15 protein-coding genes, 1 pseudogene and 1 riboswitch are annotated in these 18424 nt (G+C 61.0%); of the genes and pseudogenes, 11 read left to right on the top strand and 5 right to left on the bottom strand.

Going from position 1 to position 18424, the window contains the following annotated elements; translation table 11 throughout:
* The first annotated feature begins 44 nt into the window (after positions 1–44).
* Positions 45–1325: a serine--tRNA ligase gene (serS, locus tag QM707_RS10855; protein ID WP_415001888.1), complete on the top strand. Its 1281-nt coding sequence runs from the start codon at positions 45–47 to the stop codon at positions 1323–1325.
* 145 nt (positions 1326–1470) lie between these two features.
* On the opposite strand, the gene QM707_RS10850 is transcribed toward serS, so the two are convergent.
* The 4 genes from QM707_RS10850 to QM707_RS10835 form a co-directional block, all read right to left on the bottom strand.
* Positions 1471–2175 carry a hypothetical protein gene (locus QM707_RS10850; RefSeq protein ID WP_415001887.1) on the bottom strand — a complete coding sequence of 235 codons (705 nt, stop codon included), beginning with the start codon at positions 2173–2175 and terminating at the stop codon, positions 1471–1473.
* Between the two features lie 364 nt (positions 2176–2539).
* Positions 2540–3169: an AAA family ATPase gene (locus QM707_RS10845; RefSeq protein WP_415001886.1), complete on the bottom strand. Its 630-nt coding sequence runs from the start codon at positions 3167–3169 to the stop codon at positions 2540–2542.
* Entirely contained in the window at positions 3162–3512 is a 351-nt protein-coding gene (locus QM707_RS10840; protein WP_415001885.1) for a type II toxin-antitoxin system Phd/YefM family antitoxin, read from the bottom strand. Before QM707_RS10840 ends, QM707_RS10845 begins: the two co-directional genes overlap by 8 nt.
* A 186-nt stretch (positions 3513–3698) precedes the next feature.
* Entirely contained in the window at positions 3699–4331 is a 633-nt protein-coding gene (locus QM707_RS10835; protein ID WP_415001884.1) for a TetR family transcriptional regulator, read from the bottom strand.
* 177 nt (positions 4332–4508) lie between these two features.
* Here QM707_RS10835 and QM707_RS10830 point away from each other — a divergent pair, with 177 nt between their 5' ends.
* The 6 genes and pseudogenes from QM707_RS10830 (at position 4509) to metB (ending at position 12919) form a co-directional block, all read left to right on the top strand.
* Positions 4509–5735, top strand: coding sequence for an efflux RND transporter periplasmic adaptor subunit (locus QM707_RS10830; RefSeq protein WP_415001883.1), 1227 nt, complete (start codon positions 4509–4511; stop codon positions 5733–5735).
* Between the two features lie 18 nt (positions 5736–5753).
* A complete protein-coding gene (locus QM707_RS10825; protein ID WP_415001882.1) occupies positions 5754–7445 on the top strand; it encodes an efflux RND transporter permease subunit in 1692 nt (563 codons plus the stop codon).
* Positions 7348–8916, top strand: a complete 1569-nt coding sequence (locus tag QM707_RS10820; protein ID WP_415001881.1) for an efflux RND transporter permease subunit — start codon at positions 7348–7350, stop codon at positions 8914–8916. The genes QM707_RS10825 and QM707_RS10820 overlap by 98 nt, the downstream gene beginning before the upstream one ends.
* Complete coding sequence (locus tag QM707_RS10815) at positions 8909–10351, top strand: efflux transporter outer membrane subunit (RefSeq protein ID WP_415001880.1); 1443 nt, start codon at positions 8909–8911, stop codon at positions 10349–10351. Before QM707_RS10820 ends, QM707_RS10815 begins: the two co-directional genes overlap by 8 nt.
* 101 nt (positions 10352–10452) lie before the next feature.
* Positions 10453–10579, top strand: a riboswitch (SAM riboswitch).
* Positions 10580–10731: 152 nt separating this feature from the next.
* Positions 10732–11727, top strand: coding sequence for a homoserine O-succinyltransferase MetX (gene metX / locus QM707_RS10810; protein ID WP_415001879.1), 996 nt, complete (start codon positions 10732–10734; stop codon positions 11725–11727).
* A gap of 11 nt (positions 11728–11738) precedes the next feature.
* Positions 11739–12919: pseudogene (gene metB / locus QM707_RS10805) on the top strand (cystathionine gamma-synthase).
* A gap of 121 nt (positions 12920–13040) precedes the next feature.
* On the opposite strand, the gene QM707_RS10800 reads toward metB, so the two are convergent.
* Entirely contained in the window at positions 13041–13940 is a 900-nt protein-coding gene (locus QM707_RS10800; RefSeq protein WP_415002145.1) for a fructose bisphosphate aldolase, read from the bottom strand.
* Positions 13941–14359: 419 nt separating this feature from the next.
* On the opposite strand from QM707_RS10800, the gene QM707_RS10795 reads away from it, so the two are divergent.
* The 4 genes from QM707_RS10795 (at position 14360) to QM707_RS10780 (ending at position 18420) form a co-directional block, all read left to right on the top strand.
* Complete coding sequence (locus QM707_RS10795) at positions 14360–14812, top strand: POTRA domain-containing protein (protein ID WP_415001878.1); 453 nt, start codon at positions 14360–14362, stop codon at positions 14810–14812.
* A gap of 142 nt (positions 14813–14954) precedes the next feature.
* Positions 14955–15395: an RrF2 family transcriptional regulator gene (locus tag QM707_RS10790; protein ID WP_415001877.1), complete on the top strand. Its 441-nt coding sequence runs from the start codon at positions 14955–14957 to the stop codon at positions 15393–15395.
* A gap of 152 nt (positions 15396–15547) precedes the next feature.
* Positions 15548–15976, top strand: coding sequence for a group III truncated hemoglobin (locus QM707_RS10785; RefSeq protein ID WP_415001876.1), 429 nt, complete (start codon positions 15548–15550; stop codon positions 15974–15976).
* A gap of 167 nt (positions 15977–16143) precedes the next feature.
* On the top strand, positions 16144–18420 hold the full coding sequence (locus QM707_RS10780) for a nitric-oxide reductase large subunit (RefSeq protein WP_415001875.1): 2277 nt from the start codon (positions 16144–16146) through the stop codon (positions 18418–18420).
* Positions 18421–18424: the final 4 nt, after the last annotated feature.

Below are 18424 nucleotides of genomic sequence, written 5' to 3'. Positions count from 1 at the left end.
CTCATTTCCGCGCAGGCGGGAATCAAGCTCACAACGAATACATCATGCTCGACTCAAAACTACTGCGTACCGACACTGAAGCCGTGGCTGCCAATCTCGCCCGGCGTGGCTTTCAACTGGATGTAGCCAGGCTGCAGCAGCTGGAAGAACAGCGCAAGAAGTGGCAGATCAAGGTGGATGAGCTGCGCAACGAGCGCAACCAGAATGCCAAGTCGGTGGGCATGGCCAAGGCCAAGGGACAGGATGTTGCGCCCCTGCTCAAGCAGGTGGAAGACCTGGGCAACCAGCTGACGCAGGCGGAAACTGAATTCAATGCCGTGCAAGCCGAGCTGGATCAACTGGCGCTGGGGCTGCCCAACCTGCTGCAGGACAGCGTGCCCGATGGCAGCGATGAAAATGCCAATGTCGAAGTGCGTCGCTGGGGAACGCCCAAACAATTCGAATACACGCCGCTGGATCATGTGGCAATTGGCGAAGGTCTGGGCTTGCTCGACTTTGCCGCGGCGGCCAAGATCACTGGTTCGCGTTTCGTGGTCATGCATGGCGCACTGGCCAGGTTGCAGCGTGCGCTGACGCAGTTCATGCTCGACCTGCACACTACTGAACATGGCTATCAGGAAGTGTATGTGCCGTACATGGTCAACGCTGCATCACTGCTCGGCACCGGTCAGTTGCCGAAGTTTGCCGATGACCTGTTCGGCCTGAAGGGCGAACACGGCTACTGCCTGATTCCTACCGCCGAAGTGCCGGTCACCAATCTGGCGCGCGATGAAATCATCGATGCGGCACGCCTGCCGATCCGCTACGTGGCGCATACGCCATGCTTCCGTTCCGAAGCCGGCTCGGCCGGCAAGGACACTCGTGGCATGATCCGTCAGCATCAGTTCGAGAAGGTGGAAATCGTGCAGCTGGTGCGCCCGCAGGATTCACGGGCAGCACATGAAGAACTGACTTCGCATGCCGAAGCCGTGCTGAAAAAACTTGAACTGCCCTATCGCGTCATGGCGCTGTGCGCCGGCGATATCGGCTTTGGTTCCTCGAAGACCTACGATCTGGAAGTGTGGTTGCCCGGCCAGCAGAAGTATCGCGAGATTTCTTCCTGTTCCAACTTCGAGGCCTTCCAGGCGCGGCGCATGCAGGCCCGCTGGCGCAACCCCGATACCGGCAAGCCCGAACCGCTGCATACCTTGAACGGTTCCGGTCTGGCGGTCGGCCGCACCCTCGTCGCCATCTTGGAGAATTATCAGCAGCCGGACGGCAGTGTCGCGATTCCTGATGCGCTGCGGCCGTATATGGGTGGAGTGGAGAAGATTCGGAAGGGTTGAGATGAAGGCTAAGGGCGTCGGTAAGTGCGTCGCGCTTGCCACACCCTGTGCGGGCTGGGTTAAAGGCTTTTTGAAAGTTGGCATTCGAAAAAAGAAAGGCCGGGATTTCATCCCGGCCTCGCCAATGAAAATGATTACGCCCTTGTTACAAGGGCAAAGCATCAAACGTTTCATACACATTTCGTAACCACACTTTCACGCGCTGCCGTTCCAGCATGCCGAGCGCGTCGGCAGAGCTACGATCATTGACGGCAGCCCAGAAGCTGGTGTTGAAGCGATCAATCTTGTTCATGCTGGCTTCGTGCAGTTGCGGCAAGTCGATCACGTGGGCACCTGTGGATAGTGCTTTCTGCATGGATTCTGATTTATCGAGATAGCTGAAGTCGGAGCCGCGTCCCTGGTTTCTCACCACAATGTAGTTGGGCCGGGCGCCATAGGTATTGATCAGGCGAGTCAGCAGATCGACGGAATCCTTGCTGGAGTCGGTGACATGCCAGAAGTTGGTGGTAACGCCCATGTCGGACAATAGCGTGAGCAGGTCTGCATCCATGATCCAGCGTGAGAGCGGCGCGGCGGTTTGAGCGGCGAGGTCCACGATAACACTGGTGGCCGTATTGCTTTGCGAGGCTTCATCGAAGTTGCCGACGATCTGGTCCAGTCCTTCATAGCCATCGACAACCACGGGCGATGCATAGTCGGCATAGAAACGCGCGAACGAATTGTGTGAGCGATCGGTATCGAAGGCAGTGAACGGCTGATTCTTGTCGATGAAGTACTGGGCCAGCAGTCGTGCGGTAACTGATTTTCCTACGCCGCCTTTTTCGCCGCCGATGAAATTGAGTGAGCTCACAGAATTGTCCTTTAAAATCGAATTAATTCGATAATTATAGGCATTTATGCATGGTTTACGTTGCAAAAAATTGAATTCTCAGATGCACCAGGATTGATCATTTTAGGGAATTTGTTGGTGCAATGGATAAGGGGCTGGGTGAGGGTAATTCTTCATCGTTCAAGTTATGAGGATGAAATATGGATCATGTTCGCTGCGTAGCGTCTTTGTTAATCGTCAGATAGCGGGGCGATGCGTAATTACTCATTAGTGTCATATGCGCCAGATGGCGTGCCCGGCACCTTCGAAGTAGTTTGCGAGGCCCGCAATCGTGAAGATGGCGCCAAGGCGCTGGAGTTGCCACCGCCTTGGGTGTAAGCGCTGATTACTTGCTGAGTGCTGCTGCCACAATCGGCTTGGCCCAGTCAGGCGTGCTTGCCAGCCGTTTTGGTCCCACTACCTTGCCGCGCAGGGTATGCAGCACCAGTTTCGGAGCGGGAGTCTTGCCGGCATGTGGATCGGCTTCGAAGCTGTTGTCGTAGACACGCAATTCGGTGAGCAACGGAAGCAGCCTGATGAGATTCAGGCGGCTCTGGTTGAAGCGGTGTCGCACGTCTTTCTCCGGAATATCATGGCCGCCTTTTTTGACGCGGGCTTTGACGCGCGACAGATGGGTGTCCACATTGCTTAAGCCCACGTACCAGATGCGGACTTCGATGCCCTGCTGTAGCGCCTGCTCCAGCAGATGGGTGATGGTGTGACCGCCCAGTGTGGTTTCAAAGTTGAAGTGCAGGCGCTCCTTGATGGCGCGTTCCAGCAGTCTTCGGCCTTGATGCCAGGCGAGGCTGTTGGCTTCGGCGATGCTCAGTTTGGGATTGAGCTTGAGAATGCGTCGTGCCGCTTCATCCGGATTGAAGTACTCGCTGCCTTGCTCACGAAACATGCTGCCGGCAACGCTGCTTTTGCCAGCACCATTGGTGCCGGCAAGCACATGGATGCAGGGTGTATCAGCCACGCTTGCGGGCTTGGCTGACTGCGGCCTTGCCTAGCGCGGAGGGCGCGGCGTTGAAGGCCGTGCGTGCGCCACGTCTGGTTTTTGGTGTCTGCATCTGTGCCAGCAACGAGTCGAATTCCTGGCTCAGATCGTCCAGTTTCTGGCTGCCGGCATCCACCAGCGCCTGATACTGCTCGATGGACAGCAATACGGCCTCTGGCGCGTTGTGACGGGTGATGGCTACCGCGCCTTTGCGGGCTGCAGCCTGCATCAGTTTGCCAAAGCTGTTCTTGGCATCGGTGGCGGCATAGCTGGGCATGGCCACGGTTTCGCCGCTGCGGTTGCGGAAACTCAGAGTGCTCATGAGGGCCTCGCTGGTTGACTGCCACTGGTCCCGTTCCGGAGGCGGGCAGGAGTGGCTGATGGCTATTGTAGCCAAAATAGCTAATCTGGCCAGATGTGTGGCGGACCGGGGAAAGTATCCGGTATCAGGTTGACAGCGGTCGTGCGTTTGCGTCGCCAGCGGCGAGGCAACACTGAGGGTGCTGGTTTACTTGCTGGTGGTATCGGCCGGCGCATCGAGACAGGCCTGGATGGCGGCGCCGAGCAGGGGAATGATCTTGTCGCGGTCGGCGGCGACCATGGAGGGGGAGTTCAGGGCCTCGCGCAGGGTGAGAATGCCGATGATGTAGGCAGAGATCAGTCCAGCCCGCATCTGAGCATCGGGGCCGGGCAGCAGCTTGGCCAGGGGTTGCAGGAATTCACTGTGGAAACCGTCCGAGACGACACTGGCCGTGGTCGGGCTGGCGGCCGAGCTGAGCAGCAGCTGCAGGGCGTCGCAGTCTTCGGCGCTGCATTCGCTGTTATCGGCCAGCAGGCTGCGTGCCATCCGGTAGCCCAGATCCGGCACCTGCTGGCGCGCGGCGTCCAGATCATTGGCCATGTGCTGTTCCAGACAGAAGGCCCCGGTAACCACCTCGGCAAACAGTTTTTCCTTGGAGCCGAAATAGCGGCAGACCAGTGCCGGATCGACGCTGGCGGCGCCGGCAATGTCGCGGATTCCCACGGATTCGTAGTTGTTGCGTGCAAAGCAGGTGCGCGCGGCGGCCAGGATGCGTGCCCGGGTATCGGCCAGACATCGGGCGGGGCGGGTGCTGGGCAGTTCTGAGGTGGTGTCGTTCATGGGCCCTAAAAAGTTTATCAACAGCTGTTGACTGGCACTATTGATGCGCCGCACAATCCTGTCAACAACTGTTGACGAGCCGGATTATCCATTAGTTCCCCAATAAATCCGGTTCAGCATCGTCCTGGCAATACCCAGATTTCAGCCCCGGTACCTCCGAGTCATAAGGACAATCACATGTCTCCCCGCCATTCTGTAGAGAGCCTTCGTCTGCTGCCAGTCTTGACACTCGCGGCGTTGCTCAGCGCCTGTGGTAACGGCCAGTCGCAGGAGGCAGCGGCCGGTGGCATGTCGGCACAGGCCGTGACCGTGCAGACCCTGGCGGCGCGTGATGTGGCCATCGACTTCGAATATCCGGGCCAGACCGCTGGTTCGCGCGAGGTGGAAATCCGTGCCCGGGTCAGCGGCATCATCGACCGGCGCTTCTATGAGGAAGGCAGCCAGGTCAAGGCGGGCGCGGCACTGTTCCGCATCGATCCGGCGCCTTATGCCGCGGCCGCGGCAGCGGCTGAAGCCAATGTGGCCACGGCACAGGCCAACCTAGCCAAGGCCGAGCGTGATCACGCGCGTTACCAGCCGCTGATCGAAGCCCGGGCCATCAGCCAGATGGATTTCGATAACGTGGCGTCGGCGCTGGACATCGCCCGCGCCAACCTGAAGGCGGCTCAGGCGCAGTACAACACCGCGCGCATCAATCTGGGCTATACCGAGATCCATGCGCCCATTCCCGGCGTGATTGGTCGGGCATTGAAGGTGGAGGGCGCGCTGGCTTCGGCGGACAGTGACAGCCTGCTGGCCACCATGGCGCAGATCGATCCCATCGATGTGAACTTTGCGGTGTCGGATGCTGACCGCACCAAGCTGCAGAGCGAGGCGCAGGCCGGCACGCTGCTGCTGCCGGCCGGCAACGCTGGCTACAGCGTCAGGCTGAAAAGCAATGACGGTCGCTGGCTGGCCCAGGCTGGCAAGCTGAATTTCAGCGATTACAAGGCGGATACCAACACGGGTGCCTACTCCACTCGTGCCCGGTTCAATAACCCCAAGGGTGAACTCACGCCCGGCCAGTTCGTGCGGGTGGTGGTCAGTGGAGTGAAGCGTCCTAATGCCATCGTGGTGCCGCAGCGTGCGGTGCTCGACGGCGCCACTGGCAAGTATGTGTACGTGGTAGGCAAGGGCCAGGATGGCAAGCCGGCCGCCGAGCCGCGTCCGGTGGTGCCCGGTGAATGGGTGCAGCTGGAAGGTGCGGAAGGCAACGGCTGGGTGATCAAGCAGGGTCTGAAGGCTGGCGACCAGGTAGTCGTGGATGGCACGGCGCGCATTTTCTTCCCGTTCCAGCCCATCAATCCGCTCACTGCCGAACAGGCCGCTGCCGCAGCTGCTGCACAGCCGGCTGCACGTCAGTAATTCACGGAGGCCACGGACATGTTCTCACGATTTTTTATCGACAGGCCCATTTTTGCCTTCGTGATTTCTATCTTTGTCGTCATCGCCGGGCTGGCGGCGATGCGTGTGCTGCCCATTGCGCAGTATCCGGAGATCGCGCCGCCGGTGGTGACCGTGCGCGCCTTCTATCCCGGCGCTTCGGCTGAAACCATTGCCGAGACGGTGGCTGCCCCCATTGAAAACGCCATCACCGGTGTGGAGAACATGATGTACATGTCCTCCACCTCGACCTCCAACGGTGCGGTGGAAATTTCCATCACCTTCGAGATCGGCACCGATGTGGACCAGGCGGCGGTGAACGTCAACAACCGCGTCAAGCAGGCGGATGCGCGCCTGCCGGAAGAAGTGCGCAAGCAGGGTGTGACGGTGGAGAAGGGCTCCTCGGCCTTCCTGCAGATCTATGCCTTCTATTCGCCGGATGGCACCTATGACGATCTGTTCACTTCCAACTACGTGACGCTCAACGTGCTGGATGCGGTGAAGAAGATTCCGGGCACCACCAACGTGCAGATCTTCGGCGCCAAGGATTACGCCATGCGCATCTGGCTCAAGCCGGACCGCATGACCCAGCTGCGCGTGACGGTGCCGGAAGTCGCCGCCGCGTTGCAGGAACAGAACGCGCAGTTCGCGGCCGGCAAGATCGGCCAGTCGCCCAACGGCGGCGGCCAGGAACTGGTGTACACCGTGACCGCCAAGGGCCGTCTGTCCACGGTCGAGGAATTCGACAACATCATCCTGCGTTCCAACGCCGATGGCAGCCAGCTGCGCCTGAAGGACGTGGCGCGGGTGGAGCTGGGCTCCAAGGACAATGATTTCAACGGCACTTACAACGGCATGCAGGCCGTGCTGCTGGCCGTGTTCCTGCAGCCGGGCGCCAATGCACTGGATGTGGCCACCAGCGTCAAGAACACCATTGAGCCAATGGCCAAGAATTTCCCACAGGGGCTAAGCTACGCCATTCCTTACGACACCACGCGTTTCGTCGAAGTGTCCATCGAGGAAGTGATCAAGACCCTGGGCGAGGCCATGGTGCTGGTGTTCCTGGTGGTGTTCCTGTTCCTGCAGAACTGGCGCGCCACGCTGATCCCCACGCTGGCGGTGCCGGTGTCGCTGATCGGCACCTTTGCCGGCCTGCATCTGCTGGGCTACTCCATCAACACGTTGACGCTGTTCGGCATGGTGCTGGCCATCGGCATCGTGGTGGACGACGCCATCGTGGTGCTGGAGAACATCGAACGCATCATGCACGAGCAGCACCTGCCGGCGCGTGAGGCGGCGACCAAGGCCATGCAGGAAGTTACCGAGCCGGTGGTGGCCATCGTGCTGGTGCTGTGCGCGGTGTTCATTCCCATCGCCTTCCTGGGCGGCCTGACTGGCGAGTTGTACCGGCAGTTCGCTGTCACCATCTCCATTGCTGTGGTGCTGTCCGGCATCGTGGCGTTGACCATGACACCGGCGCTGTGCGTGTTGATGCTGCGTCGTGAACACAAACACACAACCGGCTTCGCGTTGTGGTTCAACGATTTCTTCCATCGCATCACCGGACGCTATACCCGATGGCGTGAGCTTCATGATGCAGCGTTCGCTGCTGGGCATCTTCCTGTTCGTCGGCATGGTGATCATCACCGGCGTGTTGTGGAAGTCCACACCCAGCTCGCTGGTGCCGGATGAGGACCAGGGTTACTACATCACGGCAGTCTTCCTGCCTGACGGCGCATCGCTGGAACGTACCGACAAGGTAGTGGCGGAGGTTGTCAAGACTGCGCAGTCGAATCCGGCCAATGAACATGTGATCGCGTTCAGTGGCCTGGACTTCATCGGCGGCGGTTACAAGAACAACGCGGCCACCATCTTCGTGGCGCAACGCGCCTGGTCGGAGCGCGACGTGTCGTCCAGCCAGCTGGTGGGCGAGTTGTATGCCAAGACCGCCTCGATCAAGGAAGCGCTGGTGCTGGCGTTCAGCCCGCCGGCGATCTTCGGTCTGGGCAACACCGGCGGTTTCGAACTGTACGTGCAGAATCGTGGCGAGGGTGGCACCAAGCAGCTGGTGGCGGGCATGCAGCAGTTGCAGGCGGCCGCACAGCAGAGCCCCGTGTTGTCGGGTGGTCTGCAGACATTGTGGAAACCCAATGCGCCGCAGCTGTTCGTCGATGTGGATCGCGATCGCGCCAAGGCGCTGGGCATCTCGCTGGATGATGCCTTCAATACCCTGGCCGGCACACTGGGTACTTACTACGTCAACGACTTCAACAAGTTCGGTCGTGCCTGGCAGGTACTGCTCAGCGCCGACAACCAGTACCGCAAGCGTCCGGAGGACATCGGTCGCATGTATGTGAAGAATGCGCGCGGCGAGATGGTGCCGCTGTCGGCGTTTGCCAGTGTCACCTACAGCAGTGGCCCGGACACCATGGACCGCTACAACAACCTGCCGGCGGTCAAGCTGCTGGGGTCGGCGGCACCCGGTTATTCGTCGGGACAGGCGCTGGCGGAAGTGGAGCGACTGGCGGCGCAGGCGCTGCCCGCCGGCGTGAGTTTCGAATGGACGGGTTCGGCCTATCAGGAAAAGCTGGTGTCGAATGCCGCGGCGTTCTCGCTGATCCTGGCGGCCATCATGGTGTTCCTGATCCTGGCTGCGCAGTATGAGAAATGGTCATTGCCGTTCTCGGTGTTGCTGGCCATGCCGTTCGGCATCTTCGGCGCACTGGTGGCGGTGTGGTTGCGCGGTTATACCAACGATGTGTATTTCCAGATCGGTCTGGTGACCCTGCTGGGGTTGGCGGCCAAGAACGCCATCCTGATCGTGGAATTCGCGGTGATGAAACATCGCGAGGGTTATCCCGTGGCGGCCGCGGCGATCGAAGCGGCACGGCTGCGTTTCCGTCCCATCATCATGACCTCGCTGGCCTTCATCCTGGGTGTGTTGCCGCTGGCGCTGTCCACCGGTGCTGGTGCGGGCGCGCGTACCTCGGCGGGTACCGGTGTGGTGGGCGGCATGCTGGCTGCTACCTTCCTGGCGATCTTCTTCGTGCCGCTGTTCTACAAGCTGATCACCGATCGCCGGTTGCGCACTCCACCTGAAGAGCTGTTGCCACCGCCTGAGACACCGTCGGCCACGGTCAGCGGAGGTCACAGCCATGACTAATTCAATTTCTTCGCGGCAGCGGCTTGCATTGGCGGTGCTACTGGCACTGGGATTGTCTGCCTGCGCCAGCACGTATCGTGCACCGGCGCTGGAGCTGCCGGTGGTCGAGCCAGCCAGCGCTGAGTCGGCCCCAACTATATTGACTGAGGCCACGCCGGAACTGACCAGCTGGTGGCAGTCATTCAATGATCCGGTGTTGACGGCGCTGGTGAGCGAGGCATTGACGCATAACGTCGATGTATTGAGCGCCATGCAGAGTGTCGAACAGTCGCGCAGCACGCTGCGCCAGGCCTGGTTGACACTGCTGCCTGACATCAGCGCTGGCGGCAGCGTCACGCGGCAACAGCCCAGCGACTACACCGCACAGCCGGGACAGAGCGGCATCAGCAATGTGTACAGCGCTGGTTTCAGCGCCTCGTATGAAATCGACTTGTGGGGCCGTGCCTGGAAGGCGCGCAGCGCTGCCAGCAGCCAGCTGCTGGCCAGTCAGTACGCACGTGACACCGTGCGCAGCAGCATTGCGGCACAGACCGCCAGCAGTTACTTCGCACTGCTGAGGCTGGATGCACAGCTGGCCCTGTTGCAGCAGACACAACGCACCCGTAGCGAAGCCCTGGAATTGCAGCAGGTGCGCAACCGCGCCGGTGTGTCCGGCGATTACGAACTGCAGCTGGCGCAGGCGGAACTGGCGGCCATCGACGCGCAGTTACCAGCCACCCGTTCGGCACTGACACAGGCTGAGGCGGCACTGGCGGTGTTGCTGGGGCGGTCGCCCCGCGCCGTGATGTCCGGACAGATCGAGCGAGGCGGCGCATTGCAGTCGCTGGCGGCCACGCCGGAAATTCCGGCCGGGCTGCCGGCCGATCTGCTGGTGCGTCGTCCTGATGTGCGTCAGGCCGAGGCCCTGCTGGCTGCGGCCGATGCCAGTCTGCAGGAAACGCGGCGTCGTTACTTTCCAACGCTGGGCATCACCGGCTTCTTCGGCAATGAAAGCCTGACGTTCTCGACGTTGTTCGATCAGGCGGCACGCAGCTGGAATGTGGCTGGTGCTGTGACCCAGCCCATCGTCGGACTGGCCAGGACCCGTGCTCAGGTGAAGGCGGCGCAAGCGGCGCGTGAACAGGCCGAACTGGCCTATGCCCAGGCGGCGCGTGCCGCTTATGGTGATGTGCGCAGTGCACTGGCCGCTCATCTGGCGGCGCGCGAAACACTGCAGGCCACCCAGCGCCGAGTCGACAACCAGAATCGGGTGAAGGCCATTGTCGAGCAGCGCTACGAAGGCGGCGCATCCAGTTATCTGGATCTGCTCAATGCCGAGCGTGACCGGCTGGCAGCGGAGAGCGAGCTGATCAGTGCCCTGCAGAACCGGCTCACGGCACTGGTGGGCGTGTATCAGGCGCTTGGCGGCGGCTGGGACGCCGCGGCATTCGAATAGCCTGTGACCGGTGAGTCCCGTTGCGTTGGGGCTCACCGGTTCACGGCGGCTGGCGCAGCTCTGGCTTGACGCTGCTCGACAGCACTCCGTAGACTCGCGGCCACTCATCGAGACCGGCGGAGGGAAAGGCCCTTTGATGCCGGGGCAACCGACGGATCACTCACACAGGGTGGTCCGGAAAGGTGCCAACTCCTGCGGCAGGCTTCAGGCTTTGCCGGCAGATGAGGCGCTATGCAGCTGAAGTTGGGCCGGATTCCGGTATCGAACGCAAACATGGCGACCTGCAGCGGGTTCTCCGCAGGAGCTCCGATGGGATTGTCCCGCCTGATCTGATGATCGGGTCTTGTACGGAGCCTTTGGTTTTAATGTCTGAACTGTCAATGTCGGGTGAAGCGGCCAATGTGCAGCAGGGTGAGCTGCGGCTGACGGCTGCACTGCCGCTGCATTTTGGTGGCGAACTGAACCCTGTGCAGATTGCCTGGCGCATGGAAGGCGCGGCAGGCAAACCGGTGGTGCTGGTGCTGGGCGGCATTTCCGCCGGCCGGCAGGTGGTGGCGAATTACTACGCCAACCAGTCGCAGGGCTGGTGGAAGGAAGTCATGGGCCCGGAGCGGCCACTGGATACCCGTCACTATCGCGTGCTCGGCATCGACTTTCTCGGTGGCAGTGGCCAGAGCACCGGTCCCAGAGCCGGACAGACCGATTTTCCCAGCATCAGTGCCTACGATCAGGTGGCCGCCATCGCCCAGCTGCTGAGCCATTTGCAGGTTGCGCAGCTGTATGCGGTGATCGGCGCGTCGTATGGCGGCATGGTGGCGCTGGCGCTGGGTGAGCGGGCGCCGCAGCTGGCGCAACGCCTGATCGTGATCAGCGCCGCGCATCGCACCCATCCCATGGCCACGGCCTGGCGTTGTGTCCAGCGCAACATGGTGCGTTATGCCGCTACGCGTGGTGAAGGCGCCGAAGGCCTGAAGCTGGCGCGTGCGCTGGCCATGGCCACCTACCGCACACCTGAAGAATTCGTGCAGCGTTTCGCGGGTGAGCCGGAACGGGGGGCGCAGGGTTTCGTGTTTCCGGTGGAGAAGTATCTGTTCTCGCGCGGCGATACCTATGCGGCCAGCTATGTGCCGGAATCGTTCGTGTGTCTGTCCGAATCCATTGACCTGCATCGGGTCAACGCCGCGGCGATCCGCTTGCCCACCACGCTGGTGGCCATCATCGAGGACCAGCTGGTGCCGCTCAGTGACATGCGCGAGCTGCATGCGCAGCTGGCCGGACCGAAGCAGCTGATCGAGCTGCCCTCGTTGTATGGACATGATGCCTTCCTGAAAGAGACCGAAGCACTGCGCCGGGTATTCGCCGCGGCGCTGGCCTGAGTGAGTTCGACATGACACAGAAATTGCCTGCTGATGCCCGTGACTCCACCCGGGCGGTGCGCACCGCGCTGGACAGCGATACGCAACACGGCGCCGTGGTGCCGCCCATTCATCTGAGCTCCACCTATACGTTCGCGGCGTTCGGCGAGCGGCGTGCCTACGATTACTCGCGCTCTGCCAATCCCACCCGCGATGCGCTGGCAGAAGCGCTGGCGGCGCTGGAGCGGGCGCCGGTGCGGTGATCACCGCTTCCGGCATGGCGGCGGTGAATCTGGTGTGCCAGTTGTTGCGGCCCGGCGAAGTGCTGATGGCGCCGCATGACTGTTACGGCGGCACCTATCGTCTGTTTGATTCGCTGCATCGGCGCGGCGTGATCAATACCGTGTTTGTCGATTATCAGGATGCAAAGGCCGTGGCTGCCGCCCTGCAGCAGCAGCCGAAGCTGGTGTGGGTGGAAACGCCCAGCAATCCCTTGCTGCGCATTACCGATGTGCGCGCCATGGCGCAGCAGGCCCGCGCCGTCGGTGCCTGGCTGGCGGTGGACAACACCTTCATGTCGCCGGTATGGCAGCAGCCGCTGCAGCTGGGCGCAGACATCGTGGTGCATTCCACCACCAAGTATCTCAACGGCCACAGCGACGTGGTGGGCGGTGCGGTGATTGCCGCCAGCAAGGAACTGCACGACCAGTTGTTATGGTGGGCCAACTGCACCGGCGTCACCGGCGCGCCGTTCGACAGCTATCTCACCTTGCGCGGCGTGCGCAGCCTGTATGCACGCATGACGGTGCATGGTGAGAATACGCAGCGTATTGCCGAATTGCTGGCTGCACATCCGGCGGTGCAGCAGGTGTACTACCCGGGTCTGCCGACCCATCCCCAGCATGCCTTGGCGCAGCGCCAGCAGTGTGCCTTCGGCGCCATGGTGAGTTTCGAGCTGCGTGGTGGTCTGTCGGCAGCGCGTGCCTTTGTCGATGGTTTGCGGCTGTTCTCCTTGGCCGAATCGCTGGGTGGCGTGGAAAGTCTGGTGGCGCATCCGGCCACCATGACTCATGCGGCGATGAGTCCTGAAGCGCGTGCGGCGGCTGGTATCACCGATGGCTTGCTGCGGCTGTCGGTGGGCATCGAAGCCGCTGAGGATCTGCTGGAAGATCTGCAGGCAGCGCTGCAGCGGGCTGCAGCGCTGTTAACATGAAAGACCGAATGGTCTGAAACAGTTGCCAGAACTTTGTCCAGACTCTGCCTGTCCTGATGATCCGAAAATAAAAAAAAGCCCCGTAAAACGGGGCTTTTTGTTTCATCATGAAGACGAGTTATCAGGTTCTGGAAGCCTGATAGATGCCATCGATGTTCGAATCCAGCTTGGCGTTGAATTCCGTTTCGCTTTGCTGGGCGAACAGGCCTTCGGCCAGTGCGCGCGAGAAGCTGGCCACCATGCCGTTGTTGCGCGACAGGCGGGCGTTGGATTCCACCAGCGAATAACCGCCGGACAGCGCCACCACTTTCAGCACCTTGGCATGCTTGATCAGGTCGCTGTAGAAATTGTCCGTTTCCGGCAGGGTGAGCTTGAGCATCACCATCTGATCGGCGGGCAGCTTGCTCAGTTCATCCAGAATCGCGGCCTTGAGCAGGGCTTCGGCTTCGGCCTTCTGCGGGCACTTGATGTCCACTTCCGGCTCGACGATCGGCATCAGGCCGGCGGCGATGATCTGTTTGGCGACTGCGAACTGCTGAGCTACCACGGCCTTGATGCCGGCGGCATTGGCCTGCTTGATCACCGAACGCATTTTGGTGCCGAAGATGTTCTTGGCCACGGCCTTTTTCAGCAGCACATCCAGTTGCGGCATGGACTTCATCAGCTGCACACCGTTCTGTTCGTCTTCCAGGCCCTTGTCCACCTTCAGGAACGGCACCACATTCTTGTCCTGCCACAGGTAGTCGGCGGTGGCCTTGCCCTTGATCTCGCGGTCCATGGTGTTTTCGAACAGGATGGCGCCGATCAGGCGCTGGCCGGTGAAGGCGGGGCTGGTGATGATGCGGGTGCGCATCTCATGCACCACGCGGTACATGCCTTCCTCGTCGGTCCAGGCGTCTGGCTGCACGCCGTACAGGGCCAGCGCCTTGGGGGTACTGCCGCCGCTCTGGTCCAGTGCGGCGATGAATCCGGACTCGGTCTTGATCTTCAGCTTCTGCTGTTCGAATCTGCTCACTGTGATTATCCTCAGTGTAGGTGAGTGTCGATGAATGTCGATGGTTATCGTGGGGGCTGGCCCGATTTTTCTGGCGCGAATTCTACATCGAAACCCCCGGACCAACATTCAAATGCGGTCACAGAAAGCACTGCCGCGGCTGGCACCACGCATCCTGGTGGTGCGCTGCGGCGGCCATGTTGCGGGGTTCAGGCCTGTAGTGGTCTTGGCGGTTCATCGGCTGCGGTGGCAGGTTTGGCCGCTGCTGCCGGTCGATACCCGTCTGGCGGTGCGAATTTGCAAAAGTTTTCTGATTGCCTGCTCCGCGGGTACATGAGCGTCGCTGTGCCGGATGCTAGTCTGTGCCGGTCACAGTCAATGCTTGCTGCCACTGGGCAGGCGAGTTCCGGGCTGACACACAACCACACAAAAGTAGGGGATTCATGATGCATATCGAAACTCGTCGGGCGCGCCGCATGCTGGCCGCCTTACTCATGGCTGCGTGGCTGCCGGTTGTGCCTGCGCTGGCTCAGGCGCCCGCTGCCCCCGGAGCTGCCGCACCGGCTGCCGTGCAGCGCACCATCCAGGAGATCAAGTTCACGGGCAACAAGAAACTCAGCACCGAGCAATTGAGCAAGGAAATTGGCATCAAGGTGGGCGATGTCAACACCAAGGAAGGCGTGGGCGGTGCCATGGACAAGATTGTTGCGGCTTACAAAAAGATCGGCAGCGATCTGTCCCTGATGGTGGACATCAGCCTGCCCGATCCTGCGCACACCGTCGTCAATTTCCTGATCGATGAAAACGGCACCGGCGGCAACAAGGGCGCTGCGCCGCGCGCAGGTGGCGCGGGTGGCCCGCCGCCCGGTGGTGCTCCGCCTGCAGCGCCCGCCCGCTGAGTCTGACCATTAAGCTCAGCCATTGATTTCATCCATCAAACAGTACCGGGCAGGTCGTGAAGACCTGCCCGGTACTGCAGCGGTGCCGGTTTGCTAGAGTAGCAGTCGCTGATCTGCCACTACTTCCGCGGCCCGCTGTTTCATGCGTTTAACTGTCCACACTGATTACGCCCTGCGCTTGTTGATGCTGCTGGCCATGGAGCCGGCGCAGCGCCATACCATCGAGGAAGTGGCGGCGCGTTACGCCATCTCGCGCAATCATCTGATGAAAGTCACCCAGACCCTGGTGCAGGCAGGGTTTGTCAGCAGTCTGCGTGGTCGCGGTGGTGGTCTGTCACTGCAGCGTGCACCGGCAGATATCCGGCTGGGTGACATTGTGCGCGCCACTGAAGATGGTTTTGCTCTGGTCGAGTGTTTCAATGACCAGCGAAATCATTGCGTTATCACGCCGGTGTGCGGCCTGCGCGGGCCACTGGAAGAGGCGTTGCAGGCATTCCTCAAGGTGCTTGATTCCTATTCTCTGGCGGATCTGTTGCGCAGCCCGGCGGGCGTGCGACGCCTGAAAGCGTTGCTCGGTAACTGAGCGTTGCTTCCTGCCTGATGCAGGTGAGCAGAAGGCATAAGGGGATGTACTGGCAATAAGAGGTATTGAATATACCTTTTATGAGTCCTATGCTTTGCGACGTCTACTTTTGCGTGTTTGCATGACGGCGGCCATGTGCCTGCAGGAACTCCATGCCCGACTCAGAGCCCATTTCAGAGCCCATTGATGAATTGCTCATTGAACAGCTGGTGCGGCGCTTTTATGCACGTATTCGGCTGGATGAAAAACTGGCTCCGATCTTCGCCGCGCGTATCGAGGACTGGGAAGCGCATCTGCAGCGCATGATGGCGTTCTGGTCCTCGGTGATGCTGGCCAGTGGCCGGTATCACGGTCACCCCATGCAGAAACATGCGTCGTTGCCAATCGATGCACGGCATTTCGATCACTGGCTGGCGCTGTTCGAGGCTACAGCCAATGAAGTCTGCGGCACCGCACGTGCCGGTCAGTTCATGGAGCGGGCGCGTCGCATTGCCACCAGCCTTGAAATGGGGCGTGCAGATACGCAGGGTCTGCTGCTGGCTCGGGGCCAGCGTTTTGTTGATCCGCAGCTGACGGCATGAAGCCACGGCTGCCGCCTGATACGGGCCTGTCGCCCTGCTGATCGTAGTTACCGGACGTAACGGCGCGTCCTGACAGTCATGTGAGATGAGTTTCGGTCATTGGCCATCATGCGCTGCATGCTGGTTGCTGTGCCGCGGGTTATTGCCTGCTGTTGTGGAGCCTTGTCATGGATACCAGCAAACGTCTGTGGATTGGCCTGGGCCTGTTGTTGACAGTGACTTTTGCCGTGCTGCTGTGGATGGGACGGGAGGTGTATGTACATGCGCCGCCGGTACCGGACACTGTGCTGTCTGCCGATGGCCAGGTGTTGTACACCGCTCAGGACATGCAGATCGGCCGGCAGGTCTGGCAGAGCTTCGGTGGTCAGCAGCTGGGCTCCATCTGGGGGCATGGCGCGCTGATTGCGCCGGACTGGAGCGCTGACTGGCTGCATCGTGAAGCGGAAGCGCTGCTTGAGCTCTGGGCACAGCGTGATGCGGGCATGTCTTATGCTCGGCTGCCGATGGCGCAGCAGGATGCGTTCAAGGCGCGGCTACGCGAAGAATTGCGTCCCAATGGTTACGATGCGGACACCCGGATCCTCACGGTATCGGTGGACCGCGCTCAGGCGATCAGCCGTGTTGCGGCGCATTACCTCAGCGTGTTCGGCGATGATCCGGCCACGGCGCAGCTGCGTGAAATCTATGCCATGCGTGATGCCACGGTGGATACGCCAGAGCATCGGCGTCAGCTCACTGCGTTTTTCTTCTGGACCGCCTGGGCGACGGTCACCGAGCGGCCGGACTCCAGCGCCAGCTACACCAGCAACTGGCCCTACGAGCCGCTGGTGGGCAATACGCCCACTGCCGGCACGTTCCTGTGGACGGTATTCAGTGTGCTGTTCATGATCGCCGGCATTGGCCTGCTGGCCTGGCATTACGCGGCGTATCACCGCAAGGAGCCGGTGCTGGCGCCGCCGGCCAGCGATCCGCTCAAAGGCCTGGCGCTGATGCCATCGATGCGCGCCACGCAGAAATATTTCTGGATCGTGATCGCGTTGTTCCTGACGCAGATCCTGCTGGGCGCGATCACGGCGCATTACCAGGTGGAGCGGCAGTTCTACGGCGTGGAAATTTCCGAAGTCCTGCCTTATTCGTTGACACGCAGCTGGCATACCGAGCTGGCCGTGTTGTGGATCGCCACCGCCTGGCTCGGCACCGGCCTGTACATTGCACCGGGAATTTCGGGTCATGAACCGAAGTATCAGCGACTGGGGGTCAACTTCCTGTTCGCTTGCCTGCTGATCATCGTGGTGGGTTCGTTTGCCGGCCAGTGGCTGGCGGTGATGCAGAAGCTGGGCCTGAATTTCAATTTCTGGTTTGGTCATCAGGGCTGGGAATACACCGATCTCGGCCGGTTCTGGCAGATCTTCCTGTTTATCGGCCTGCTGTTGTGGCTGGCGCTGATGGGGCGGGCGTTGTGGCCGGCGTTGCGGCGCAAGGATGCGATGGCATCGATCGTCGGTCTGTTGTTCCTGTCCACCATTGCCATCGGTCTGTTGTATGGCGCCGGTCTGATGTGGGGTGAACACAGCCACCTTGCCGTGGTCGAGTACTGGCGCTGGTGGGTGGTACATCTGTGGGTGGAAGGTTTCTTTGAAGTGTTCGCGGTGGCGGTGATCAGTTTCCTGTTCGTCAAGCTGGGGCTGGTACGTGCCGGCACGGCCACGGTGAACGTGTTGTTCGCCACGCTGGTGTTCATGGCTGGTGGCGTGCTGGGGACGTTCCATCATCTGTACTGGAGCGGCACACCCACCGCTGTGCTGGCACTGGGTGCTTCATTCTCGGCGCTGGAAGTGGTGCCGCTGGCGCTGATCGGTCTGGAGGCGTATGAGACCTGGTCGCACAGTCGTGCCACACCATGGATGGCGCGTTATCGCTGGCCGATCATGTTCTTTCTGGCCGTGTCGTTCTGGAACCTGGTGGGTGCCGGCCTGTTCGGTTTCCTGATCAATACGCCGCTGGCGCTGTATTACATGCAGGGACTCAACCTGACGCCGTTGCATGGCCATACCGCACTGTTCGGTGTGTACGGCATGCTGGGGCTGGGCCTGATGCTGTTCTGTCTACGCGGCCTGAAACCACTGGTGGAGTGGCAGACCGGGTTGTTGCGAGGCGCCTTCTGGTCACTGAACATCGGACTGGCCTTGATGGCTCTGCTGACTCTGTTGCCGATAGGCGTGCTGCAGCTGCAGGCGGCACTGGAACAGGGTTACTGGTATGCACGCTCTGCCGAATTCATGAGCCAGCCATTGATCCATCTGCTGGTCTGGCTGCGTATGCCGGGCGACACCATCTTTGCCATGGGCGCGCTGCTGGTGGCCTGGTTCGTGTTGCGGCTGTGGCTGGCGCCGCAGCGTGCCAGTACCGAAGACCGAAACGGGGTGCGGCATGAATCAGCATGAAGTT

Source organism: Arenimonas sp. (genome assembly GCF_047602345.1).
In the GTDB taxonomy this organism is placed as follows: Bacteria; Pseudomonadota; Gammaproteobacteria; order Xanthomonadales; family Xanthomonadaceae; genus Arenimonas.
The sequence above is the reverse complement of the archived record's forward strand: the minus strand, read 5'-3'. Positions and strand labels throughout refer to the sequence as shown.

What these genes read in the sequence shown, in the direction of transcription:
- QM707_RS10815 (WP_415001880.1), top strand. Translation starts at nt 8,909, where the DNA reads ATGACTAATTCAATTTCTTCGCGGCAGCGGCTTGCATTGGCGGTGCTA.
- QM707_RS10785 (WP_415001876.1), top strand. Translation starts at nt 15,548, where the DNA reads ATGCCCGACTCAGAGCCCATTTCAGAGCCCATTGATGAATTGCTCATT.
- serS (WP_415001888.1), top strand. Translation starts at nt 45, where the DNA reads ATGCTCGACTCAAAACTACTGCGTACCGACACTGAAGCCGTGGCTGCC.
- metX (WP_415001879.1), top strand. Translation starts at nt 10,732, where the DNA reads ATGTCGGGTGAAGCGGCCAATGTGCAGCAGGGTGAGCTGCGGCTGACG.
- QM707_RS10825 (WP_415001882.1), top strand. Translation starts at nt 5,754, where the DNA reads ATGTTCTCACGATTTTTTATCGACAGGCCCATTTTTGCCTTCGTGATT.
- QM707_RS10795 (WP_415001878.1), top strand. Translation starts at nt 14,360, where the DNA reads ATGCATATCGAAACTCGTCGGGCGCGCCGCATGCTGGCCGCCTTACTC.
- QM707_RS10780 (WP_415001875.1), top strand. Translation starts at nt 16,144, where the DNA reads ATGGATACCAGCAAACGTCTGTGGATTGGCCTGGGCCTGTTGTTGACA.
- QM707_RS10830 (WP_415001883.1), top strand. Translation starts at nt 4,509, where the DNA reads ATGTCTCCCCGCCATTCTGTAGAGAGCCTTCGTCTGCTGCCAGTCTTG.
- QM707_RS10840 (WP_415001885.1), bottom strand. Translation starts at nt 3,512, where the DNA reads ATGAGCACTCTGAGTTTCCGCAACCGCAGCGGCGAAACCGTGGCCATG.
- QM707_RS10835 (WP_415001884.1), bottom strand. Translation starts at nt 4,331, where the DNA reads ATGAACGACACCACCTCAGAACTGCCCAGCACCCGCCCCGCCCGATGT.
- QM707_RS10820 (WP_415001881.1), top strand. Translation starts at nt 7,348, where the DNA reads ATGCAGCGTTCGCTGCTGGGCATCTTCCTGTTCGTCGGCATGGTGATC.
- QM707_RS10790 (WP_415001877.1), top strand. Translation starts at nt 14,955, where the DNA reads ATGCGTTTAACTGTCCACACTGATTACGCCCTGCGCTTGTTGATGCTG.